The sequence below is a fragment of the Saccharopolyspora sp. NPDC050642 genome, from assembly GCF_040654735.1.
GTDB lineage: Bacteria > Actinomycetota > Actinomycetes > Mycobacteriales > Pseudonocardiaceae > Saccharopolyspora > Saccharopolyspora elongata.
In genome coordinates, this window is sequence record NZ_JBFAIN010000013.1 from 39966 (window position 1) to 63315 (window position 23350).

22 protein-coding genes and 1 pseudogene are annotated in these 23350 nt (G+C 70.0%); 8 read left to right on the plus strand and 15 right to left on the minus strand.

From position 1 onward, the window contains the following. Window positions 1–15 precede the first annotated feature (15 nt). Window positions 16–1431 (plus strand): NAD(P)/FAD-dependent oxidoreductase, encoded by a 1416-nt coding sequence (locus tag AB0H93_RS21195; protein ID WP_358574680.1) that lies wholly within the window; start codon window positions 16–18, stop codon window positions 1429–1431. A 103-nt stretch (window positions 1432–1534) separates the two neighbouring features. Here AB0H93_RS21195 and AB0H93_RS21200 read toward each other — a convergent pair whose 3' ends face one another. Next, window positions 1535–2842, minus strand: a complete 1308-nt coding sequence (locus tag AB0H93_RS21200; protein WP_358574681.1) for a helix-turn-helix domain-containing protein — start codon at window positions 2840–2842, stop codon at window positions 1535–1537. Between the two features lie 145 nt (window positions 2843–2987). Here AB0H93_RS21200 and AB0H93_RS21205 point away from each other — a divergent pair, with 145 nt between their 5' ends. The 3 genes from AB0H93_RS21205 (at window position 2988) to ribB (ending at window position 4941) form a co-directional block, all read left to right on the plus strand. Beyond that, window positions 2988–3365 (plus strand): hypothetical protein, encoded by a 378-nt coding sequence (locus tag AB0H93_RS21205; RefSeq protein ID WP_358574682.1) that lies wholly within the window; start codon window positions 2988–2990, stop codon window positions 3363–3365. A gap of 159 nt (window positions 3366–3524) precedes the next feature. Then, window positions 3525–4160, plus strand: a complete 636-nt coding sequence (locus AB0H93_RS21210; protein WP_358574684.1) for a TetR/AcrR family transcriptional regulator — start codon at window positions 3525–3527, stop codon at window positions 4158–4160. A gap of 229 nt (window positions 4161–4389) precedes the next feature. Then, entirely contained in the window at window positions 4390–4941 is a 552-nt protein-coding gene (gene ribB / locus AB0H93_RS21215; RefSeq protein ID WP_358574685.1) for a 3,4-dihydroxy-2-butanone-4-phosphate synthase, read from the plus strand. Between the two features lie 42 nt (window positions 4942–4983). Here ribB and AB0H93_RS21220 read toward each other — a convergent pair whose 3' ends face one another. Further along, complete coding sequence (locus tag AB0H93_RS21220; protein WP_358574686.1) at window positions 4984–5667, minus strand: hypothetical protein; 684 nt, start codon at window positions 5665–5667, stop codon at window positions 4984–4986. A 38-nt stretch (window positions 5668–5705) separates the two neighbouring features. Between AB0H93_RS21220 and AB0H93_RS21225 the strand changes: the two genes are divergently transcribed. Next, a complete protein-coding gene (locus AB0H93_RS21225; protein WP_358574688.1) occupies window positions 5706–6332 on the plus strand; it encodes a helix-turn-helix domain-containing protein in 627 nt (208 codons plus the stop codon). Between the two features lie 218 nt (window positions 6333–6550). Here the strand turns inward: AB0H93_RS21225 and AB0H93_RS21230 are convergent, their stop codons facing one another. From AB0H93_RS21230 to AB0H93_RS21240, 3 genes and pseudogenes are all read right to left on the minus strand, one after another. Continuing rightward, window positions 6551–6778 carry a hypothetical protein gene (locus AB0H93_RS21230; RefSeq protein ID WP_358574690.1) on the minus strand — a complete coding sequence of 76 codons (228 nt, stop codon included), beginning with the start codon at window positions 6776–6778 and terminating at the stop codon, window positions 6551–6553. Continuing rightward, window positions 6736–7431 carry an alpha/beta hydrolase gene (locus tag AB0H93_RS21235; RefSeq protein WP_358574864.1) on the minus strand — a complete coding sequence of 232 codons (696 nt, stop codon included), beginning with the start codon at window positions 7429–7431 and terminating at the stop codon, window positions 6736–6738. Before AB0H93_RS21235 ends, AB0H93_RS21230 begins: the two co-directional genes overlap by 43 nt. Before the next feature lie 183 nt (window positions 7432–7614). After that, window positions 7615–7767 (minus strand): annotated as a pseudogene (locus AB0H93_RS21240) (IS5/IS1182 family transposase); the annotation flags it as partial. Between the two features lie 221 nt (window positions 7768–7988). Here AB0H93_RS21240 and AB0H93_RS21245 point away from each other — a divergent pair. Continuing rightward, on the plus strand, window positions 7989–8405 hold the full coding sequence (locus tag AB0H93_RS21245) for a Fur family transcriptional regulator (protein ID WP_358574691.1): 417 nt from the start codon (window positions 7989–7991) through the stop codon (window positions 8403–8405). A gap of 18 nt (window positions 8406–8423) precedes the next feature. Beyond that, window positions 8424–10652 (plus strand): catalase/peroxidase HPI, encoded by a 2229-nt coding sequence (katG, locus tag AB0H93_RS21250; RefSeq protein ID WP_358574692.1) that lies wholly within the window; start codon window positions 8424–8426, stop codon window positions 10650–10652. Between the two features lie 95 nt (window positions 10653–10747). Here the strand turns inward: katG and AB0H93_RS21255 are convergent, their stop codons facing one another. Together AB0H93_RS21255 and AB0H93_RS21260 are read right to left on the minus strand one after the other, a co-directional pair. Continuing rightward, window positions 10748–12022 carry a M20 family metallo-hydrolase gene (locus AB0H93_RS21255; RefSeq protein WP_358574694.1) on the minus strand — a complete coding sequence of 425 codons (1275 nt, stop codon included), beginning with the start codon at window positions 12020–12022 and terminating at the stop codon, window positions 10748–10750. A gap of 197 nt (window positions 12023–12219) precedes the next feature. Next, window positions 12220–13401, minus strand: coding sequence for a helix-turn-helix domain-containing protein (locus AB0H93_RS21260; protein ID WP_358574695.1), 1182 nt, complete (start codon window positions 13399–13401; stop codon window positions 12220–12222). A 1115-nt stretch (window positions 13402–14516) separates the two neighbouring features. Here AB0H93_RS21260 and AB0H93_RS21265 point away from each other — a divergent pair. After that, window positions 14517–15032, plus strand: coding sequence for a GNAT family N-acetyltransferase (locus AB0H93_RS21265; protein WP_358303355.1), 516 nt, complete (start codon window positions 14517–14519; stop codon window positions 15030–15032). Window positions 15033–15093: 61 nt separating this feature from the next. Here AB0H93_RS21265 and AB0H93_RS21270 read toward each other — a convergent pair whose 3' ends face one another. The 8 genes from AB0H93_RS21270 to AB0H93_RS21305 form a co-directional block, all read right to left on the minus strand. Then, on the minus strand, window positions 15094–15840 hold the full coding sequence (locus AB0H93_RS21270; protein WP_358574696.1) for a hypothetical protein: 747 nt from the start codon (window positions 15838–15840) through the stop codon (window positions 15094–15096). A 171-nt stretch (window positions 15841–16011) separates the two neighbouring features. Beyond that, window positions 16012–16587, minus strand: a complete 576-nt coding sequence (locus AB0H93_RS21275; protein ID WP_358574697.1) for a class I SAM-dependent methyltransferase — start codon at window positions 16585–16587, stop codon at window positions 16012–16014. A gap of 71 nt (window positions 16588–16658) precedes the next feature. Beyond that, the gene (locus AB0H93_RS21280; protein ID WP_358574698.1) at window positions 16659–18314 is read right to left on the minus strand and encodes an MDR family MFS transporter; all 1656 of its coding nucleotides are present in this window, start codon (window positions 18312–18314) and stop codon (window positions 16659–16661) included. Continuing rightward, complete coding sequence (locus AB0H93_RS21285) at window positions 18311–18910, minus strand: helix-turn-helix domain-containing protein (protein ID WP_358574699.1); 600 nt, start codon at window positions 18908–18910, stop codon at window positions 18311–18313. Before AB0H93_RS21285 ends, AB0H93_RS21280 begins: the two co-directional genes overlap by 4 nt. Before the next feature lie 284 nt (window positions 18911–19194). Then, window positions 19195–20394 (minus strand): cytochrome P450, encoded by a 1200-nt coding sequence (locus AB0H93_RS21290; RefSeq protein WP_358574866.1) that lies wholly within the window; start codon window positions 20392–20394, stop codon window positions 19195–19197. Then, window positions 20394–21569, minus strand: coding sequence for an FAD-dependent oxidoreductase (locus AB0H93_RS21295; protein WP_358574700.1), 1176 nt, complete (start codon window positions 21567–21569; stop codon window positions 20394–20396). The genes AB0H93_RS21290 and AB0H93_RS21295 overlap by 1 nt, the downstream gene beginning before the upstream one ends. Beyond that, window positions 21566–21766: a ferredoxin gene (locus AB0H93_RS21300; RefSeq protein ID WP_358574701.1), complete on the minus strand. Its 201-nt coding sequence runs from the start codon at window positions 21764–21766 to the stop codon at window positions 21566–21568. Before AB0H93_RS21300 ends, AB0H93_RS21295 begins: the two co-directional genes overlap by 4 nt. Before the next feature lie 30 nt (window positions 21767–21796). Next, a complete protein-coding gene (locus AB0H93_RS21305; protein WP_358574702.1) occupies window positions 21797–23284 on the minus strand; it encodes an MFS transporter in 1488 nt (495 codons plus the stop codon). Between the last annotated feature and the right edge of the window lie 66 nt (window positions 23285–23350).

Here is a 23350-nt window from a genome sequence, read left to right on the forward strand (position 1 = left end):
CGGGAGGGAACCCCGATGAGCACCGCGATCGTGATCGGCAGTGGCCCCAACGGGCTCACCGCAGCCGCAGTCCTGGCCAGGGCGGGCGTTGAGGTCACCGTGCTGGAGGCGGCCGACGAGATCGGCGGCGGCACTCGCACCGACGAGGCGATCGTGCCCGGCCTGCTGCACGACCACTGCTCGGCGACCCACCCGATGGCCGTCGGCTCGCACGTCCTGCGCGATCTGGGACTCGACCGCTACGGCCTGCGCTGGCGCCTGCCGGAGATCGACTGCGTGCACCCGCTCGACGATGGCACCGCCGGCGTCCTGCACCGCTCGGTGGCCGAGACGGCCCGCGGACTGGGGCCCGACGGCCGCCGCTGGCGCGCGCTGTTCGAGCGACCGGCCCGCGGCTACGACGCGCTGAGCGAGGACATCCTGCGTCCGCTCCTGCGCCTGCCGCGGCATCCGCTGCGGTTCGCCCGGTTCGGCATCCCGACGCTCCTGCCTGCCACGGCGCTGGCGCGGCTGTTCCGCACCGAGCAGGCGCGAGCGTTGTGGCTCGGCGTGGCCGCGCATGCGTTCCGGCCGCTGGACCTGCCGCTGTCCTCGGCGATCGGGCTCGGCGTCCTGACCGCCGGTCACCGCAACGGCTGGGCGGTCGCCGAGGGAGGTTCGCGCGCCATCTCGGACGCGCTGGCCGCGCTGCTGCGCGACCACGGCGGGAAGATCGAGACCGGGGTCACGGTCCGCTCGGCGGCGCAGCTCCCGCCGTCGGACGTCGTGGTGTGGGACGTCGCGCCGACCACGGTGGCCGACGCGCTGGGCGACCGGCTGCCCGCGCGGATCTCCCGCGCCTACCGCCGGTTCCGGTACGGGCCCGCCGCTTTCAAGGTCGACTTCGCGGTCGCGGGCGGCGTGCCCTGGACCGCCGAGCAGGCCCGGCGGGCCGGTTCGGTGCACGTCTGCGGCACGGCGGCCGAGGTGGCCGCGGCCGAGCGGGCGGTGCACGCCGGGCGGCTGCCCGACCGGCCGTTCGTGCTGACCGGCCAGCAGTACCTCGCCGACCCGACGCGCTCGGTGGGCGATGTGCATCCACTGTGGACGTATGCGCACGTCCCGCACGGCTACACCGGCGACGCGACCGAAGCGATCATCACGCAGATCGAGCGGTTCGCCCCCGGGTTCCGCGACCGGATCGTCGGCACCGCGGTCCGCACCCCGGCCGGATTCGCCCGGGAGAACGCCAATTTCGTCGGCGGCAACATCCTGACGGGTGCGATGGACGTCCGGCAGCTGACCTTCGGTCCCCGCACCACCCTGCAACCCTACGACGTCGGGCTGCCGGGCCACTTCCAGTGCTCGGCGGCGACCCCGCCGGGCCCGGGCGCCCACGGCATGTGCGGCGCGCACGCGGCCGCCCGCGCACTGCGCCACCTCCGCCGCTGACCCTCCGCCCGTCGTTCCCCCGCAATTTCCATTGAAATTGGACCTTCAATTTCAATGGAAATTGCGGGAGGACCGCACCCCGGGGGAGTCGGCCCTGGGGGAGTCAGGGGTGGTCGGGCTGGTGGAGGACGCGTTCTCCCAGGAAGTGGCAGACCTCCAGGGCGAGGGCGACGTCCATCCGGTCGTAGGAGGTCGGCGTGCTGCCCTCGCCGAAGACCTTGTTCATCCGGTACTTCACCGTGTTCCGGTGCAGGTGCATCAGTTCTGCGGTCCGGGCGTAGTTCTCGCCGGTGCGGAAGAAGATGCGCATCGTCTCGCGCAGCGTGGCGGCGTGCTCGTTGGCGACGGCGAGGTGGCCGAGGACGTCGCGCACCCATTGCCGGGTCTCGTCGATGTCCTTGGCGAGCATGGACACGATCGCGACGCCCTGGTCGCCGAACCCGACCGCCGGCGGCGTCCGGTCGTCCGGCGAGGCCAACGCCACCGAGCGGGCGGCCTGGGCCTGCGCGTGCGAGCGCCGGAATCCGGCGGTTCCGCAGCCGGGCAGGCCGAGCGCGATGCGGCAACCGCCCGCCTCCTCGGCGAAACGGCGAACATCGGCCATGTCGATCGCCTCCGCGTTCCTCCCGCGCGGAATCCACGCCCACACCGTGGCGCGATCGATCGCGGTGACGATCGGCGGACCGCACGAGTTCCAGCGGACCGCGAGGGTTCGCGCGCGTTCTCCCAGGGTGCGCAGCTGATCGGTGGAGGAGTCGGGGCTCCAGATGATCGCGGCGATGTGGAACTGCCCCAGCCGGTAGGCCGTTTCGGCTTCGAAGGCCGCCGCGGGCACGGGATCGTCGCTGAGGATCTTGTGCACCAGCGAGGACTGGACGCTGCCGCGCGTGTTGTTCCAGCGCTTGCGCTCCTCCTCGTAGGCGTCGACGACGTACAGCGAGATCCAGTCGATGTACCGGTAGACCACGCGCGAGATGTGGTGCAGCACCAGCAATTGGGTGTCGGCGGAGCAGTCGAGCCGTCGCACCTCGTCGTAGACGCGCTGGATGAGGTAGTCCTGCCCCATGTGGTAGGCGCGCACCAGCGAGTTTCCGGGGATGTCGCGCTGCGCCAGGCGAAGCGCGTACTCCACCGCCGCCGTGGTCGGCTGCAGGTGCTCGATCGGGATGTGGTTGGTGAGCACGTGCACGATCGTCTTGATGTTGGCATCGACGCTGGCCAGCAGCAGCTGCACGAGGTAGCCGTCGGAATCCAGCTTGTCGATGCGGTGCGCGAGCAGATCGCTCATGTCCAGCGCGAGACCGGGCAGCTGGTCGTTGAGCCGCCGCGCGGTCTCGGAAACCAGCGACCTGATCTCCGGATCGGCGTCGCTCGTCATCGCGGACAACGCGCTCGACGCAGGTGGGGACAACGCTGTCACCTCCGGGCCTGCTCTGTGAACTGGTGCACAAGCCTACGGCGCGGCTCCGCGCCGTTCCACGGCTCGCGGGCACAAGATCGGCGGACCGTTTGTGCACGAGTGACAACCGCTGGGGGAGCGCGGCCGGGCTCGCGCGATGGTTTCTCTTTCTCCCGGCATGTGGAGCGGGTACGGCGGCGCGACCGGCTGGGAGGCGGGGGTGGAGCAGGTCGCCCTGTGCTTCTTCGACCCCCACAAGGGCGTGCAGCAGGTGCGCGAGCACGTGCTCCCGCTGCTCCGCGCGCGGGTACAACCAGAACCTGGTTTGATTCCGGCCCGCGCCCGGGAATTGTTCCGGCCGGCGTTCTCCGCAATGCCGCGACGGCGGGCGGCCCGTGGTGATCGCTGGTCACCGGGGCCGCGCCGCCCGACCGACCGCGACCCGCGCGGCAGGGGAATTCCGCTGCGCGGACTATTCGGTGGCCCGCGCGCTTCCGGCGGATTTGCGCGGGTGCGGGGACTGATCGGGCGCTGATCGCGACTTCATGTGCCAGGAATGGCCTGGTCCGGACCTGCTTTGGTCCCTTGGATACCGACCGATTAGCATGTAACTGCTGCAGGCATTCGGAACGCGGTCGTGAACTGCGAGCTTGTTGTGGTCGATGCGGAGCGGCACGAGGAGTGACCCGGGGTAATGGCAACGCGCAGGGGGAGTGGGGCCGCGGGCGGCGGTTCGCAGGTTCGCCGCGACGTGGACAACACGCGGACCCTGCTGCTGAACACCGCCGTGGCGCTGTTCGAGAAGTACGGCTACGACGCGACTTCGGTGCAGCACATCGTCGACGCCGCCGGGCGCACGAAGGGTGCGTTCTACTACTACTTCCAGACCAAGGAAGATCTGCTCCACAGCATCCACGACAAGTTCATCGACTTCCAGCTGGACCGCGCGCGTGCGGTGCTGGCCAGGGACGCGCCGCTCGACGAGCTGCTGGCGCAGATGGTGACCGAAGTGCTGATGGAGCCGCTGGGCATCTACAAGTCCGAGATCTCGATCTTCCTGCAGGAGCAGCGCTTCCTGTCCGAGAAGTCGTTCGGCGAGATCCGGCAGAAGCGCGACGAGTTCGAGAACGCCGTCGTCGACCTGGTGCAGCGGGGCATCGACGCGGGCGTGTTCAAGGACGTGGGCCCCGCGCGGATCACGGCGTTCGGCATCATCGGCATGTGCGCCTGGAGCTACACGTGGCTCGAAGTGGGCGGCGAGGGCCGGCTCACGCCGCGGCAGATCGGCGAGCAGTTCGGGCGCATGGTGGTCGACGGCCTGCGCGCGTGATGGTCTAGTGCCGCGCGGCCCGGATCGGGCCGCGTTCGGCGTTTTCCCGCCGTCGGCGGAATTCTGACGGCGTCGGGGTGAAGCGCGCCTGTCGGCGCAGCGCGGTCCGGTGTCCGCTCGCGGCAATGCGCGGAGGAGGATCTCCGGCTTCGGATTCCCGTTTCGAAAAGCATTCCGGTCGCTGTTCGGTCAATTGACAAACCAAACTGGTCGGTATCAATGTTCGGCCATGTCTAATTCCAGCGTCGAGCACGCCATTTCCGAGATCGCAGCCGGCCGGATGATCGTCGTGGTCGATGACGAGGATCGCGAGAACGAGGGCGATCTGATCATGGCCGCGGACCTGGTGACCGCCCAGGACATCAACTTCATGGCGACGCACGCCCGCGGCCTGATCTGCGTCTCCCTGTCGGAGGAGCGCATCGCCCAGCTCGCCCTGCCGCGCATGGACGCCAACTCGACGGCCGTGCACGACACCGCCTTCACCGTCTCGGTGGACCTCCCCGGCGAGGGCCGGACCGGGATCAGCGCCTTCGACCGCGCGGACACGATCCAGGCCCTGTGCGATCCGGCGACCCGCCCGGACGACCTCGCCCGCCCGGCCCACATCTTCCCGCTCGCCGTGCGGCCGGGCGGCGCCCTGCAGCGTTCCGGACACACCGAGGCATCCCACGACCTCGCCGTCCTCGCGGGCCGCTTCCCGGCCGGCGTGCTGGTCGAGGTGATGGCCGAGGACGGCACGATGGCCCGGGGGCCGGAACTCGAGCGGGGCACGGGGTGAGGGTCATCTCGCCTTCGCCGGAGAGGTCGCCCGCCGGGCAGGTCAGGCGGGCACGCGAGCCGGGGCGAGGCGGATGAGCTCGACGCCGTAGAGGACGATCCAGCCGACCCACATCAGCCACCCGGCCAGGCCGAGCAGGGCGAGCGGGCCGCCTTGGGTCATGATCACCGGCGTGAGGCTCGCGGAGCTGAACAGCAGTGCGGCGGACAACAGGCCCAGCGCCCCGTGCCAAGGCCGGACGAGGCCGGCGTGCAGCCCGGCGATGGACAGACCGACCAGCCCAAGCGCCAGGAAGGTGCCGTTGAGGGTGAACAACGCGTCGTGCAACGCCCACAGCCCCGAGTTGGCCGTGCTGTCCTGCGCGGTTGTCGCTCCGAGTGCGAGGCGTATCGCTATAACGCCGGCGAACGTGGCGTTCTGCAGGATCAGGCCGGCCAGTCCGACCAGCGACCAGGCTTCGCCCCGGTCGTGCTCGGACCGACGCAGTGCAGCGACCACGCTCGCGCCGAACAACGTGGCCAAGACCCAAGCGGTGGGCGTGAGCGCGGACGAGATCCCGACGATGCCGGTCTTCGTACCGAAGAACGCGTTGACCTCGCCGATGTCGGCGCCGGTCAGCGGCAGGCCGGCGGGCGCGGCGATCGCGTTGCTGCCAACGATGGTGGCGGCGAAGCCGATGCCGGCGACGCCGCCGACCCGTGCGAACGAATTGGTTTTACGCAACATATAATCAATATAGACAGCGACAAACGACGAGGGTCACCATGGATCCAGAACCAGGCCGGCGCCGGTACGACTCGTTGCGCCGCACCGCGCAAGCGCACGAGACGCGGGCCGAGATCGCACGCGCCGCACGCAGGCTGTTCGTCGCGCGCGGCTGGGCGGCGACCACCGTGCGGGACGTGGCGCGCGAGGCGGGAGTCTCCGCGCCGACGGTCTATTCGGCGTACGGGAACAAGTCCGGGCTGACCCGAGCCCTGGCGGATGCGGCGGACATGTCGGCCGACGTGGGCCAGATGGTCGCCGAGCTCGACGCCGCAGGGGAGGACTACGCGCGGCAGCTCGCGGCGATGGCGGCGTACGACAGGCGGCTGTTCGAGCGCGCGGGCGACGTCATCGTGCTGCTACGCGAGGCGGGGCGCACCGAACCCGAGCTGGCGGAGGCCTACGGCGAGGGGCGCCGGCGCGGCGACGAGACCCGCATCCAGGCGTTCTCCGCCTGGCCGGACGGCACCCTTCGGCAGGGCCTGGACGTGCAGTCCGCCGTCGACGTGTACGGGGCCCTGTGCAACGTCGACGTCTACACCACGCTCACCGCGGAACGCGGCTGGTCGCCCGATCAAGTCGAGCAGTGGTGGGGCGGAGTGCTTGCCAGGGAGCTCCTGGCCTAGCCGCATGGGGTCGCGACGTTGGTGACGCGGGCGTTTTCGGCGACGGCGCGGGTCGTTGTTCTGTTGTAGCGCAACACTTTTCGGCGTGGCGTGGCGTGGCGTGGCGTGGCGTGGCGTGGCGTGCTGCTGCAGCGCCGTTCGAGCTCACTGGAGACCTGGCGCGCGGCGCCGGCCGGTCTCGCCGTCCGGTGCCGCGCGCTCACCCCTGGGGCGTCGGTTCAGAAGTGGCGGGTGAGCCACTCCAGGAGGATCTCGTTGGTGCCCTCCGGATCCTCCTGCTGCGTCCAGTGACCGGTGTCGAGCATGCGGCGCTCGAGGGTCTCGACGTACTGGAGCAGGTTGTCGCTCAGGTCCGGGTGGCAGATCGCGTCCCGGCGAGCGGCGATCATCAGCGCCGGCACGGTCAGCTTCGCGATGGCGCCCTCCGGGAACACCTCGGACTGCACCCGCCAGTTCCCCGGGATGCTGCGGTACCAGCCCAGCGGTCCGCCGAACCCCGTGCGCGCGAAGGCTTCGGCGTAGTGGTCGGCTCCTCGTCGCCGACCAGCACCTCGCCGGGCCAGGTGGCCTCGTCGTCGGCGAGCAGGTGGCTGAAGCTCATCGACTCCGCATCGTGCCGGCCGGTGCGCGAGAGGGTGGTGCCGGCGCCGGTGTCGCGGCGGAAGAAGAACCGGAGCGTCCGCGCCGGGTCGCGCTCCATGAGCGCCTGCAGCTCCGGGGTCTGGAAGTGCGCGACGTAGTTGCGCGGCCCGTAGGCCTCCAGGTACTTCTCCAGCGGGTTCTCCCGGGAGTACCCGAACGGCGTGTTGAGCGTGATGACGCCGGCCACGCGCTCGGGGTGCAGGTGCGGCATCCACCACGAGATCATGCCGCCGAAGTCGTGGCCGACCACCACCGCGCGGTCGTAGCCGGCGTCCGCGATCAGCCCGGCGACGTCGGTGGTCGTCTCCGCGATGCTGTACGCAGTCGGGTCGGCCGGGCCGGTCGAGCGGCCGTAGCCGCGCAGATCGGGCGCGAGCACGTGGAATCCGGCGTCCGCCAGCGGCCGGAGCTGGTGCCGCCAGGAGGCGGCCAGCTCCGGGAAGCCGTGGCAGAGCACGACGCAGACGTCCCGGGCGACCCGCTCCGGCTTCGCCTCGTAGACGGCGAGGCGGACGCCGTTCGTGTCGACGAACCGCGGTGCCGGCAGCAGGCCGGGCCAACAGGCTCTTGGAGCTCCTGGCGAAGTGACAGGTCGACCAGTCGGCGGAAGCAGATGATTGCGCGCGCCAGGCGTAGGAAATCGGCGGAACCAGGGCAGCAGCGCGAAGGTCTGCTCGACCACCCGCCGGTACACGCCCAGCCCGGAGCCGTGCTCCGCGCCGCGGCGAGCGATCACCGGTGTGATTCCGACCTTTCGGGCCTGCGTGCGGTACTTGTCGTGGCCATATCCCCGCGAGCCGCTGCCCGGAACAGGCCTATGCCTGCTTCCTGAGCTAGGAATGATGCGATGATCGCCTCGCGGGGCGGCCGGGCTGGGCGATTTGCATGATCTCGACCACTCCCGGTGTCCGGGTGCTTCGGAGATCCGTGGGCGAGGCGGGACTCACTCTTGATTAGTTCCAGAAAATGCGGCAGGCTCTGCGCGTGCCAACGACCACGGCGGATCTTGAGCGCATGTTGCGCAAGACCGCGCTGCGCGTGACCCGGCCTCGGGTCGCGGTGCTGTCCGCGGTGCGTGAGCATCCGCATGCCGATACGGACTCCATCGTCGGTGTAGTGCGCAGAGAACTCCCGAAGGTTTCCCGCCAGGCCGTCTACGACGTGCTGCGCGCGCTGACCGAAGCGGGTTTGCTGCGCCGCATCCAGCCGATGGGGTCCGTGGCCCGCTACGAGGCGCGAGTCGGGGACAACCACCACCATCTCGCGTGCCGGTCGTGCGGTGCCATCGTCGATGTCGATTGCGCGGTGGGGGCGGCCCCCTGCTTGGCCGCCTCCGATGCCCACGGCTTCACGATCGACGAGGCCGAGGTCATCTACTGGGGACTGTGCTCCTCCTGCTCGCCCGACCCCGCCGCTGAACAGAACAGCTGAACCTGAAAGGGAACTCCCGTGACTGACAGCCCTGACGCCGTTGTTGGAGACAACAAGGAGGCGAGCGCAGGCAAGTGCCCGGTCGCGCACGGGCGCGCGCCGCACCCGACCCAGGGCGGGGGGAACCGCCAGTGGTGGCCGAACCGGCTCAACCTCAAGATCCTCGCGAAGAATCCCCCGGTGGCCAACCCGCTGGGTGAGGAGTTCGACTACGCCGAGGAGTTCAAGACCCTCGACCTGCCCGCCGTCAAGCGGGACATCGAAGAGGTCCTGACCACCTCGCAGGACTGGTGGCCGGCCGACTTCGGTCACTACGGGCCGCTCATCATCCGGATGGCGTGGCACAGCGCGGGCACCTACCGCATCAGCGATGGCCGCGGTGGCGCCGGCGCCGGTCAGCAGCGCTTCGCGCCGCTGAACAGCTGGCCGGACAACGTCAACCTCGACAAGGCCCGCCGCCTGCTGTGGCCGGTCAAGAAGAAGTACGGCCAGAAGATCTCGTGGGCCGACCTGCTGATCCTGGCCGGCAACGTCGCGCTGGAGTCGATGGGCTTCAAGACCTTCGGCTTCGCCGGTGGTCGAGTGGACGTCTGGGAGCCCGACGAGGACGTCTACTGGGGCCCCGAGACCACGTGGCTCGACGACGAGCGCTACAGCGGTGACCGGGAACTCGAGAACCCGCTGGCCGCAGTCCAGATGGGACTCATCTACGTCAACCCGGAGGGCCCCAACGGCAACCCGGACCCGATCGCCGCGGCCCGCGACATCCGCGAGACCTTCCGCCGCATGGCGATGAACGACGAGGAGACCGTCGCGCTGATCGCCGGTGGTCACACCTTCGGCAAGACCCACGGCGCGGCGCCGGACAGCAACCTGGCCGCCGACCCCGAAGGCGCCGCGCTCGAGGAGCAGGGCCTGGGCTGGAAGAACTCCTTCGGCACCGGCAAGGGCGCCGACACCATCACCAGCGGTCTCGAGGTCACGTGGACCTCGACGCCGACGAGGTGGACCACCAACTTCCTCTGGAACCTCTTCAGCTTCGAGTGGGAGCTGACCGAAAGCCCGGCCGGCGCGAAGCAGTGGAAGCCGAAGGGCGGCGCGGGCGAAGGCACGGTGCCGCACGCCCACGATTCGTCGAAGCGGATCGCGCCGAGCATGCTGACCACCGACCTCTCGCTGCGGTACGACCCGGTCTACGAGCCGATCGCGCGGCGCTTCATGGAGAACCCCGACGAGTTCGCCGACGCGTTCGCCCGGGCGTGGTTCAAGCTGACCCACCGCGACCTGGGGCCGAAGTCGCTCTACCTCGGCCCGGAGGTGCCCGAGGAGACCCTGCTGTGGCAGGACCCGCTCCCCGAGGTCGACCACGAGGTCATCGGTGCCGAGGACATCGCCGCCCTGAAGGCCCGGATCCTCGACTCGGACCTGAGCGTCTCGCAGCTGGTCTCGGCCGCGTGGGCGTCGGCCTCGACGTTCCGCGGCAGCGACAAGCGCGGTGGCGCCAACGGCGCGCGCATCCGCTTGGAGCCGCAGAAGGGCTGGGAGGTCAACAACCCCGACGAGCTGGCGAAGGTGCTGAGCACCCTGGAGGGCGTCCAGGAGTCGTTCAACGCCGCGCAGACCGGTGGCAAGAAGGTCTCGCTGGCCGACCTGATCGTCCTCGGTGGGGCTGCGGCCGTCGAGCAGGCCGCCAAGGCCGCGGGCTACGACGTCGAGGTGCCGTTCACGCCGGGCCGCGTCGACGCGTCGCAGGAGCAGACCGACGCGGAGTCGTTCGCCGCGCTCGAGCCTGCTGCGGACGGGTTCCGCAACTACCAGGGCAAGGGCAACCGGCTGCCGGCCGAGTACCTGCTGCTGGACAAGGCGAACCTGCTCACGCTGAGCGCCCCGGAGACGACCGTGCTCGTCGGTGGTCTCCGCGTCCTCGGCGCGAACTACGACGGCTCGGCGCTCGGTGTCCTCACCGGCACCCCGGGCGAGCTGACCAACGACTTCTTCGTGAACCTGCTCGACCTGGGCACCACGTGGAAGCCGGTGTCGGAGGACGCCCAGACCTTCGAGGCCCGGGACGACTCCGGCGAGGTCAAGTGGACCGGCAGCCGCGCCGACCTCGTCTTCGGCTCGAACTCCGAGCTGCGGGCGCTCGCGGAGGTCTACGCGAGCGACGACGCGAAGGAGAAGTTCGTGCGCGACTTCGTCGCCGCGTGGGACAAGGTCATGAACCTCGACCGGTTCGACCTCGCCTGATCCCGACCGCGTCAGCTCGCCTCTGACGAGCTGAACCGGTCCGAAGAGGACAGCGAGACCCCGTCCACCAGGACGGGGTCTCGCCGTTTCCGGCGCTACCGCTGGGATTCCAGGGCGCCCGACATGAGGCGGTGGATCACCTCGGTCAGCAGGTCGGCGCCCGCGCAGATGTCGTGATCGGGGGTGAATTCGCCTTCGTTGTGGGAAATGCCGTCGGCGCTGGGGACGAAGAGCATGACCGCGGGCGTGACGTCCTTCATGTTCACCGAATCATGACCGGCGATGGTCATCATGGTCCGGTGCTGGAGCCCCAGCTCGTCGGCCACCTCGGCGGCGAGATCCACCCCGGCCTGGGGGAAGGGCGCCACACCCCATCCGTGCGTCTGCACGACCTCGATGTCGACCGCCGCGCGCTCCTCGATGCCGGGGATGGACTCGGCGAGCTCTTTGGCCGCGTCGTCGAGGAATGCCTCGTCGGGGGATCGCAGGTCGACGTGCATCCGCACCTCGCGGGCCACCACCACCGGCGAGTTGGGCTCGATGTACATCTCGCTCACCGAGGTGTGCAGCGGCACGGCCGCGGCCCGCTCCGCCAGTTCGCGCACGGCCACTACCAGGAGGGAAGCGCCGAACAGCGCGTCGCGCCGGTCCGCCATGATCGTCGATCCGGTGTGCGACTGCTCGCCGCGGACGATCACCTGGTACTTGCGCGCCGCCCAGGTCGAGCCGACGAGTCCGATCGTGGTGCCCGCGTTCTCGAGTTCTCGCCCCTGCTCGATGTGGATTTCGGCGTATGCGGCCAACTCCGGCCCGGCGTAGTCGCCGATCGTCCCGATCTCGCGGAGCGCGGCCCGCACCGAGGTCCCCGCCGGGTCGGTCGTGGCGAGCGCCGTCTCGGCGGGCAGCTTCCCGGCGAAGACCGCGCTGCCCATCATGCTCGGCTTGAACCGGGAACCTTCCTCGTTGAACCAGTTGACGACGGCGACGTTGTAGCGCGGGGAATCGCCGGAGGCCCTCCAGCGCTCGACGGCTCGGTGCGCGGCGTGGGCTGCCGCCAGAACACCGTAGGCACCGTCGTATCGGCCTCCGAGCGGCTGGCTGTCCAGGTGCGAACCGCTGAGGACGTACGGCGCGCCCGGCGTGAAGGTGAACAGGCCGAACTGGTTGCCCACGCCGTCGTAGTGCACTTCGAAGCCGTGGCTGGTCAGCCACCGGTGCAGCCAGGCGCGCTGTTCGCCGTCGGCAGCGGTGGCGGCCTGGCGATCGACTCCGCCGCCCGGTGTGGCTCCGAATGCCGAGAGCGTCGCGAAGTCCTTCAGCAGTGCGGTGTTCTGCTCGTCCGGGGCCGGCGAGGCGGAGGCGCTTCTCATGATCAGGTCCTTCTGGGCGGGTTCGCGGCTCCTCGGATCCTCGATCGGCCGGATCCCAGTCGTCGCTGTTGTCGTGATCGTCGGTGGGGCTCGTTCGTGCCGTCCATTCGACCCGAACCCGGGCTCGTGGGGAATTGCTGCCCGCCGCCGGAATCGGCGATTTCCTTGGGCGTATGCACAAGCCGCGGCGCAGCCGATCAGCCAGGGGCGACCTCGCCGTCCGCGCGTTCCCGGCAGGCCAGGGCGACCAGGACCGCGGCGGCGTGCTCCGGCCGGGTCACGTCGTGCCCGGTGAGTTCGGCGAACCGGTGCAGCCGGTTGAGCACGGTGTTGCGATGGCAGAAGACCTCGTTCGCGACCGCGTTGATCGAACCGGACCGGAGATATGCCCGCACGGTCTCCAGCATGCGAGCCCGCTCGTGCGGCGTGCCGGCGGCCGGTGCGGGGAGCACCTCGTCCCGCAAGGCTGCCGCGACCTCGCCCAGGCGGGCGCCGACGACATGCGGCCACCGTTCGACGAGGTGGTGCGGCCGGCCGTCCTCGCCGCTGATCGTCGCGGCCACTTCCACGCTGATCCGCAGCGCCCGGGGCACGTCGGCGAGCCCGTTCGCAATCGGCCCGACGCCGCACGGCACGGAGTCGAGCCACCGCCCCGGTGTCCCCGGCGCCCGGTTCGGCAGCTCGGCGATGAGCACCTGGCGCCGGTCGACGTCCTGCAGGTGGGCCGGAACGGACGTGGCCCGCAACCGGTCGGCCGCCTGGCGCAGCGGGCGCGGCGCGTCGACGGGGGCGGCCGCGACCAGGAAGTCGCCCTTCGCGTTCATGCCGAGCGCCTGCGCGACCTGCTCGACGACCTGCGGATCACGTCCCTCGGCGGCCAGCAGCGAATCCACCAGGCGGTTTCGTTCGTCGTCGCGTTCCCTGGCCAGCACGGCGGCCTCGTTCTCGTAGGCCAGGTGCACCCGGGCGCTGTACTCCTCGACCACGTCCCAGACGCGAACGGTGTTGTGCACGAGGAGCGGGAGTTCGGACCGGTCCACCCGGCGCAGGAACGCCGACCACATCACCCGGAAGTCCAGTCGCACCGCGCGGAGCAGGACTTCCAGCGGGACGCCGAGGTGCGCGCGCCTGCGCCCGATCCGTTCGCAGGTGTCGCCGAGCCGCTGCGGCACGGGCAGCCCCGCGGCGGTGCGCAGGAGCAGTTCGATGCTGGCTTCGGCGTCCTCGCGCAGCTCCTCGTTCGGCACCGCGCCGCTGGCGTAGGGCTCGATCGCGCTCAGCTCCGCGATGAAGTCGTCGACCAGCTCGTCCAGGTCGTCCAGGCACGCGTGCACCAGGCCGCGCAGCGGGCCGCCCGGCGCGATATCGACGTCCGACATGTGTGTTCGCCCATTCCGTCGCGATCTTCCAGGTCGTCCGCCTCATTGTGCGGTGCGAGCGGCCGACCGGGGGGAGTGCTCATCGGCGGCCTGCGTGGCGATCACTGGCCGCTGGTGCTCGTGTGCATTTGCCCAAGCCGCTCCCGGGAAGTAGCGGCATTTCGTCATTGTGCCGAGGTGTCGGTGCGAGCACGCTGACCGCACAGGATCACCGGGTTCCCACTGTGCAACGGAGTTCCGATGAGAAGTGCTGCTATGCGCGACGAACCGCGTGTCACCGATGCCGAGGCGCGGCGGATCGCCTTCGCCGCGTTCGTCGGGACCGCGCTCGAGTGGTACGACTCGTGGCCCCACGAACTAACGACCAACGTTCGCGCCAGGTGCGCTCCGCCTTCTCGCGCTGCCGCTCGTCCTCTGCGTCCTGCCTGCGCTGTTGATCGGCTGATTGCCGACGCTGGTGGCTCTCAACGAGACGTTGGAAGTCGGGGTTCACCGGCACGCCGGGAGGCCGATCAGGGAAGCCGTCATCGCTGGGGGTAGTGAGTCCGATTCACAAGCCTCGGGCGGAGGGATGACGTCGCCGGTGTTGTCGCGGCCAACGGGTCTGGTTAACGCAAAGTGATCCTCGATCAGGACGTGGCTGCTGCGGCTCCCGGGTGCCCAGACGTCTCCGAGGTCCATGCTCCAGGTAGGGGCGGCTGGCAGACCTTGCACCGCGGATCACGATTGCTGCGCGCCAGCTTCTCGGCGATCTGAGCCGCCGTTGCTCGGTACGGCGAACGAATCGGCAGTGATTCCAGCTCCCTGTCGAACCTCTCCAGGGTTCGCGGGTAGGGGCAGAGCCCATCGAAGTTCACGGCGAACTCGTGCAAGGTGTGCCCCGGATGCACGGGCTCGGCCTGCGTTCCTGACGCAAGTCCGCTTGCCAACGAGGTACGGGTGGGTCTCTTCGCTCTCATGGGCGTGCTTGCGATCCCACGCCTGCTACGTGCACTGAGGGTCTATTCCGTTAACGGTGTTTCCGGCTGTTTCCAGCAGTAGGTTTCAGCGGCCGGCCAACGGTCGGCGAAGGTGATCGCGCACGGATGTCGGTCCTCATCGCTACCGTCGCGGCCATGACCGCGAAACCGGAGGAGATCCGCACCGACCGGCTGCTGCTCAGGCGGGTGGAGGCGGAAGACCTGCAGGCCGCAGTGGCGATCCTGTCCGATCCGGATACCAACCGCTTCAACCCGGTCGGGCCGCCGTCCCCGGCGGAGGCGGCCGAGATGCTGGCCCAGTGGCAGGAGCATTGGGAGCGGGACGGCATCGGGTACTGGGCGGTGGTGCTGCCGGAGAACGGCGAGGTCATCGGCTTCGGCGGGCTGCGCCACCACGTCGTGGCCGAGGAGCCGATGCTCAACCTGTTCTACCGGTTCAGGCCCGAGCACTGGGGCCTGGGCTATGCCCCGGAGATGGCGCGGGCGGCCGTCGGCTGGGCGGACCGGGCGGAGACAGGGCGCGCAGTGGTGATCCTGACCGACCTCGACAACAAGCCTTCCCAGCGCGTCGCGGAGAAGTTGGGTTTCGTGAACACCGGCGAGATCCAGCGGGACGACGGTCCGATGCTGGTTTGGAAGCGGGTCACCTGACCCCTGCGGTCAGCACGAGATGTCCGCTGCCTCCCTGCGCCGGTAGAGGTGAAGCGCTTCCTCATAGAGGTGCCCTACCTCGTCGCAGAGTAGGCAGCACCCACTGGCGAAGGAGACGGAGTCCATCAGCGTCGTCAGCGCGTCGGTAGCGGAGACGTGCGGCGTGCCGGCCGGAACCTCCTCCAGCGCCACCGGTTCGCGCGCCTCCTCGAACAGCGGCGATTCCGGGGGGCTCCACGAGCGTGCCCCGGTAGGCGACCGGGTCGTGGCCCGCCGGCTGGCGGTAGCCCATGAATTCGGCGGCGGTTTTCTTGAGGGTCAAGCTGGCGACCGTGAATTCCTCGGACTCGCCGGACCAACCGGGCTTCCACAGTCCGACCGAGTACGCGTCGCCCGACCGGTCTCGCCACGCCACCCACTGCAGCGGCGACTCCTCGCCGTCGTTGATGAGGAACCGCAGCTGTCCCGCCGGGTGCCACCCCTTGCTCAGGGTTTCGGTGGTGAACTCGAACCCGTGGACACCGTCGGCGTCCTCGAGGACCTCCCGGCCTTCGAGCTCGCCGCGAACCTGGATCAGGTGGGCGCTGTCCGCTCGGCGGTGGCCGAAGCGATCGCTCATGTCCGGCGCGAAGGCGAGTGAGGACTCCGCGCCGTCCCGCGTGACCCAGGACAGCTGCTCCGGCACCGCGCTCCCGTCTTCGGCGATGTGCACCAGCAGCCGAGGTCCTGGTTTCCACTCCACAGCCGCAAGATCGCGCCGCCACATGCGAAAGACGAACACCGAAGCGTCGCCCGAAGCCGACTGCACAGAAGTCTCCTCAACCCACGGCGCCGGAACACCCAGCCCGGCGGCACCTCACGGGAGGCTCAACGTAGCCGCGCCCCATGACAGGCAGCGCCGCATCCGGCGAGGACTGTCCCAGCGGGCAGGTTGCGAAGCCTGAAAGGGCAGCGGAACGACGACTGTCTCTTGTGGACTTCAGCGGGTGTGGACCGAAACCGCGTAGTCGCCGTCGGTGAAGGGGGCCCGGTCCCAGGTGGCGAACCGGTCGCTCAGCGTGAGCCCGGCCGCCGCCGCGTGCGCGTCGTAGTCCGCGATCCGGTAACCGCGGTCGAGGCTGAAACCGGCGATGAGCAGTCCCGCGGGGCGCACGTGGCGGGCCACGCCCGAGACGAGTGCCGCTTGCGTGCCGGGCGGGGTGAACAGCGGGACGTTGCCGGCCATGACGACCACGTCGAAGGTCCGTCCGAGGTCGAGCCCGGCCAGGTCGGCCTGGATCCAGGAGATCCCCGGGGCCAGGCGGCGGGCGGTGGTCAGCATCGAGCCGTCGACGTCGGCCCCGACGACCTCGATGTCGTGCCGGGCCAGTTCGATCGCCACGCGGCCCGTCCCGCAACCGGCGTCGAGGACGCTCGCGGGGGAGAAGGCGCGGACGAAGTCCGCTTCGCCGTGGACATCCGCCCCGGAAGCCGCCAATGCGTCGAAGCGCCGCTGGTAGTCCTCGCCGTCCCATCCGGCGGGTGCGGTGGTGGCGGTGTCGCGTCCTTCAGACATGGCTCGATCTTCGCATTCCCCGGAGAACCTGCGAGCACTGCCGGCAGGCCGGCAGTGCTCGCAGGCGGTGGTCAGGAAACCGGATCTTCGGATCCTTCCCGGCGTGCGCCGGTGCTCGCGGCCTCCGGCCCGTTCTGCGTGCGCTGCTCGGCTTCTAGCCGCTCCGCCTCCTCGCCGCCGATCGCTTCGCCGCGGGCGACGAGCCCGGCGACGTCCGAGAGCGGGATCTGCTTGAGGACCAGGGCGAGCAGGAAGGCGATGCCGATGAACGGCAGCAGGTACCAGAACACGGGCGCGAGGGCGTCGGCGTAGGCGGTGACCACGCCGTCGCGGAGCTGCTCGGGGAGCTGGCTCAGCGTCTTGGGGTCGAGCGTCGCGGTCGCGGTCGAGGCGTCCGACGCCGAGGCGCCGGAGGCGGTGAAGACCCCGGTGAGGTTCTCGGTGAGGCGGGTGGTGAAGATCGTGCCGAACACCGCGGTGCCGAGCGCGGCACCGACCTCGCGGAAGTAGTTGTTGGTGCTCGTCGCGGTGCCGATCATGGCGGGCGGCACCGCGTTCTGCACGACCAGCACGACCACCTGCATGATGAGGCCGAGGCCGGCGCCGAAGATGAACAGGTAGACGCAGATCAGCCAGATCGGGGTGTCGGCGGCGAGCGTCGTCATCAGGACCATGGCGACGGCGGTGATGATGGTGCCGACGATCGGGAAGATCCGGTAGCGGCCGGTCCTGGTGATCGCGGCGCCCGAGGCGATCGACGTGCCGAGGAGACCCACCATCATCGGCAGGAGCAGCAGCCCGGAGGCGGCGGCCGAGGTCCCCGACGACATCTGCAGGAACGTCGGCACGAAGCCGATGGCGGCGAACATGCCGAGGCCCAGCGCGAGGCCGATCGCGGTGGCGTTCACGAAGATCGGGTTGCGGAACAGGCTCAGCGGGATGATCGGGTCCGCGGCGCGCGCCTCGGTGATGACGAACGCGACCGTCGCGGCGAGCAGGCCGAGGCCCCAGGCCCACGTCTCGACCGCGGTCCAGCCGTGCGCCTTGTCGCCGCCGAAGTCGGTGAAGAAGATGAGGCACGTCGTGGCGATGGAGAGGAACACGACGCCGAGGACGTCGATCGGCTGGGTCGCCTTCTTGTTCGGCAGGGTCAGCGCGACGAGCGCGATGATGAAGGCGGCGATGCCGACCGGGATGTTGATGTAGAACGCCCACTGCCAGGTCAGGTGGTCGACGAAGAACCCGCCGAGCAGGGGGCCGCCGACGGCCGACAGGCCGAAGATGCCGCCGAGCGGGCCGAGGTACTTGCCGCGCTCGTTGGCGGGCACGATGTCGGCGATGATCGCCTGCGACAGGATCATGAGCCCGCCGCCGCCGAGGCCCTGCATGGCCCGGAACACCACGAACGTCCAGAAGTCCGTGGCGAACGCGCAGCCCACCGAGGCGAGCGTGAACAGCGCGATCGCGATGAGGAACAGCCGGCGCCGGCCGAGGACGTCGCCGAACTTGCCGTAGATCGGCATGACGATCGTGGTCGCGAGGAGGTAGGCGGTGGTGATCCACACCTGGTGCTCGACACCGCCGAGATCGCCGACGATGGTCGGCATGGCGGTCGCGACGATCGTCTGGTCGAGGCTGGACAGCAGCATGCCCGCGATGAGCGCGCTGAAGATGATCCAGATCCGTCGCTGCGTCAGCAGCAGCGGGGCGGGCGCGGTGGTGGTCATGACTTCCGTTCGAGGTTCGGCGCGAAGAGCTCGCGGGCGGCGGCCAGCCGGCGGGCGAGGATCTCCGCGAAGGAGTCGGAGTTCGACAGGGTGAGGAATTCCCGCACGGAGGCCGAGATCAGGGCGCGGATGACCTGCACGGCGGCGGCGGCGCGGAGATCACCGGGAGCGAGGCCCTCGCGCTGCTCGACGAGTTCCACGTCGGACTGCTCGTCGAGCTGCATCTTCTCGACGAACCGGGTGAGCAGCCGGGGCTCGCGCTCGAACACGGCGAGGACGTCGCGGATGCTCTCGGCCGTGATGTCCGCGCGTTCCCAGCGCTGCACCGCCAACTCGGCGAGCTCGTCGAGCAGGGTCGGCGAGAGTCCGGGGCTCGCGGAGTTGCCGCGCGCCAGGAACTGGTCCGTGAGCGCGTCGTCGTCCTTGCGTGCGGTGATTCCCAGGACAGCGTCGTCCTTGGAGGCGAAGTAGTTGAAGAAGGTGCGGCGGGAGATGTCGACCTGCTCGCAGACTTCCTCGACGGTGAACCCGGACAGCCCGCGTTCGGCGGTCAGCCGGAGAGCGACGGAGGTCACCTGAGCAGCGGTCGCGGCCATGCGCCGCTCGCGAAGGTTAGTTGCACGATTCATCTCATAGTGCAGTATTGCACCCTCGGTTGCACAGTGCATCAATACCCACTGTGCTCTCGACCGCACCCCAACCGAGGGAGATCGCCGACACTCCGCGTTCCAGGTCTCTAGTCAGGAGCATATCCGCGACGCGGAGTTCGTGACGGGCTTCGAAGTGCACATGGGAATCGCGCCTTCTCTGCGGCGATGAGTGGCGGCGACGGCATGCGTGACTCGGCCCAGCGAGAGGATCTCGCTGGGCCGGGTGGGGGTCAGGCGGTCCAGGTCAGGGGGAGTTTCTCCACTTCGTAGATGTTCGAGTTGGTGTGCATCGGGACTTTTTCCGCGGGGATCGCCAGGCTCAGATCCGGGAAGCGGGTGACCAGTGCCGGGAGTGCCGTTCGCAGCTCGATCCGCGCGAGGTGTTGGCCGAGGCACTGGTGGACGCCGTGGACGAAGGTGAGGTGTCCCGTTGCGTTGCGGCGCAGGTCCAGGGCGTCCGGGTTGGGGAACTTGCCCGGGTCTCGGTTGGCCGCGTCCATCGAGACGGTGACGCTTTCTCCCGCCTTGATCAGCCGGCCGTCGATTTCCGCGTCTTCCAGTGCCGCCCGCACCGTGCAGGGGCCGATTCCGGTGTAGCGCAGCAATTCCTCGACCGCTCCGTCGGCGAGGTCCGGGTCGTTGCGCAGGGCGGCGAGCTGGTCGGGGTTGATCAGCAGGGCGAAGGTGGCCATGCCGATCACGCTCGCCGTGGTGTGCAGGCCCGCGAACAGGAGGAAGGCGCCGAGTCCGAACAGCTCCTCGTCGGTCAGGTCGCTGGTCGTCAGTTCGCTGAGGACGTCGTCGGTGGGGTTGGCGCGCTTGGCCAGGACGAGCTCGCTGATGTAGTCCTGCAGCCCCTTCATCGCGGCGATCTGGTCCTCCGGGGTGGCCCCGTCGCGCAGCACCACGCCTTCGGCGAGGTGCTGGAACTTCTCGTGGTCGGTGTAGGGGACGCCCAGCAGCTCGCAGATCACCAGCGCCGGAATCGGTCGCGCGTACAACTCCATGAGGTCCGCCGGAGAACCCTGCCGCTGCATCGCGTCCAGGCGCTCCGCGGTGAACTCCGCAACCCGCTCCGCCAGCAGGCGGATCCGGCGCGGGGTGAACTTCCCGGCCAGCAGCCTGCGGTAGCGGGTGTGCTCCGGCCCGTCCAATCCGAGGAAGTCCCCCGGCGATGCGGGAGGTGACGGCTCGGTGATACCGGGCATCGGCATGTGCAGCAGCTCGTACCGGTTGCTGAACCCGGGATGCGCGAGCACGGCGCGAGCCTGGTCGTAACCGGTCGCCAGCCAGCCCTCGTGCCCGTCCGGGTAGGTCATCCGCACGAGCGGCTGTTCCTCGCGCAGGCGAACGAGCTCCGTCGGCAGGTGGAACGGGTGCTCGGGAGACCGCTGGAACAGCAGCTCCAGCTTGGTGAAAGGTTCTGCCATCATCGAATTCCTCCTACTGGTAAGGGGTTTCGCAGCATGCGGCGTGCGGTGCGGACGCCGCGGGGGTGGTTCCAGCCGATGGCGGCGGTGACCCCGTCGTCGCCTTCGGCCAGCGCGAGGAAGCGGCCCTCGCGGGGATCGCCTTCGGCGATCCGGATCCGCGCTTGGGGCGCGATGACGCCGTGCACCTGGATCTTGGTGTCGTACTGGTCCGACCAGAAGTACGGGATCGGGCTGTACCGGCGGTCCCCGCCGAGGATGTTGTCGGCGGCGACCAGGGCCTGTTCCGTGGCGTTGGTGCGGGTTTCCAGCCGCGCGGTGGTGCCGGTGCCGGGGTCGTGCCAGCGGGCGACGTCGCCGACCGCGTACACGTCGTCGGCGGCGCGCAGCGAGGCGTCGCAGCCCACCCCGTCGTCCAGGCGCAGGCCGCTGTCCGCCAGCCATCCGGTGGCGGGGGTGGACCCGGTCGCCAGCACCGCGAGATCGGCCTCGACGACCTCGCCCGAGGTCAGCTCCACCCCGGAGGTCTTGCCGTCGGCACCGATGAGCCGGGCGGCGCCGACGCCGGTGCGCAGCCGCACGCCGCGCGATTCGTGCAGTGCGGCGACGTGACCGCCGAGCTCGGCCCCGAGTTGCAACGCCATCGGCACCGGTCCCGGATCGATGAGCGTCACCTGCTTGCCGAGAGCGCAGCAGGCGGCCGCTACCTCGCAGCCGAGGACTCCCGCGCCGATCACCGCGACTCGCCGTGCGGTCTGGAGGTCCTGCTTGAGGCGGAGTGCTTCGTCCAGCGTCCGGAGGGTGTGCGCGTCGGCGAAGCCGGCCGGTCGGCGCGGCACCAGGCCGGTCGCGATCACCAGCGCCCCGTACGACAGGGCCTTGCCCCGGTCCAGCGCGACCGTGCGGGTGTCGAGCCGGAGCCGCTCGGCGCGGTGGCCGAGCAGCCAGTCCACCTGCAGTTCGTCCAGCCCGCCGGCGGGGCGCAGGTGGATCGCCTCCGCGGACCACCGTCCGATGAGGACCTCCTTGGACAGCGGCGGCCGGTCGTAGGGCGGGCGAGGTTCTTCGCCGACGATCCTGATCCGGCCGGTGAATCCCTTGCGGCGCAAGGCCTCCGCCACGGTCAGGCCGCCCACGGACGCGCCCACGATCAGTACGTCGTCGGGGATGGTCACGGCGTTTCCTCGATGCGGATCGCAGCAGCGGGGCACAGCATCGCGGCTTCCCGCACCGCATCGTGCAGGTCGGCCCGCGGTGCCGGGTCGAGCAGCACCACGACACCGTCCGCGTCTCGCTGGTCGAACACCTCCTCGGCGGCGAGCACGCACTGGCCGCCGCCGGTGCACTTCACTTGGTCCACGGTGATCTTCATGTTGAGCTCCAATGGGTTCGGGTTCGTACGTCAGACCTCTGCGGTGACCCGCTGAGGGGCGGGGGTGGTGCGGCCCTTCATGACGAGGCGGGCGAGCACGGCGGCTGCGAGCACGAGCGCGGCGGTGGCCCAGCAGGTGATCGCCATGCCCGAGCTGAACGCCTCGCGAGCGGCGTGCGCGAGCCCGGCATCGCCCAGCGCGAGCGCATCGCCGATCGAGGTGCGGGCCGGTTCTGGTGCGGTCTCGGGCATCGCGGAGGTGTAGTTCGCGGCCAGCACGCTGCCGAGGATGGCGATCCCGAGCGCTCCGCCGGCCTGCTGCATGGTGTCGTTCACCGCGGATCCGACGCCCGCGTGCTCCGGCGGAACGGCGTTCATGAGCGCTGCGACGGCGGCGGGCTGCGCCAGGCCGGCTCCGATGCCGAACACCGTCAGCGCCGATGCCACCGCGACGACACCGCTGTCCGGGGAAAGGCTCCCCAGCAAGGCGAATCCGACGGCCACCACGGTCAGCCCTACCGCGGTCATGGTCCGGTTGCCGATCTTGTCGCCGAGGGTGGCGCCGAGGGCGTTGGTCAGGATGGTGGCCAACGCGATGGGCACCATCATCGCGCCCGCCTGGGTCGGGGTGTAGCCGAGGACGAACTGCAGGTACTGGGTGAACACCAGGACCAGCCCGCCGAATCCGACCTGCGTCAGGACCAGCGCGAAGCTGCCGCCGGAGAAATCGCGGTCCCGGTACAGCGCGAGCGGGACCATCGGGGACGCCGTCCTGGTCTCCCAGACCGCGAACGCGATCAGGACGACCACGGCCACCGCGAGCCGGATCAGGCTCGCCGGGTGGGTCAGGCCGGTCACCGGGAGTTCGATGATCGCCCACACCACCACGGTCAGCCCGACCATCGACAGGACCGCGCCGAGCGGGTCGGCCCGGCGGGCGGGCGCCCGGGATTCGGGCATCAGGGCGAGCGCGGCGATGATCGCCAGGACCGCGATCGGGACGTTGATGAGGAAGACCGATCCCCAGCCGAAGCCGGTGACCAGCACCCCGCCGAGGATCGGGCCGCCGATCATGCCGACCATCAGCACCGACGACCAGACCGAGGTGGCCTTGCGCCGCTCCTCGTCGTCGAACACCGTGATCAGGATCGACAGCGTGCTCGGCAGCACCAGCGCGCAGCCCACGCCCATCAGGGCGCGGTAGGCGATCAGCTCGCCCGAGCTCGCCGCGCCGGCGGCCAGCAGCGAGGCCAGCCCGAACAGGGCCAGGCCGATGATCATCACCCGCCGTCGTCCGTACCGGTCCGACAGGCTGCCCGCGGTGAGCAGCAGGCCCGCGGTGGTCAGGATGTAGGCGTCGCCGATCCACTGGATGTCCTGGGAGTCCGCCCCCAGGTCCTGGACCAGCACCGGGATCGCGACCGTGAGCACCTGGTTGTCGATAGTCAGGACCAGGGTGCTCAGGCACAGCACGACCAGGACGAGCCAGCGTCGTGGGTTGCGTTGCGTTTTCGACACGCCGGCAACAGTGCCGACCGGCGATGACAGCCGTCTTACAGCGGCCTGACAGCCCGGCCGCGCCGC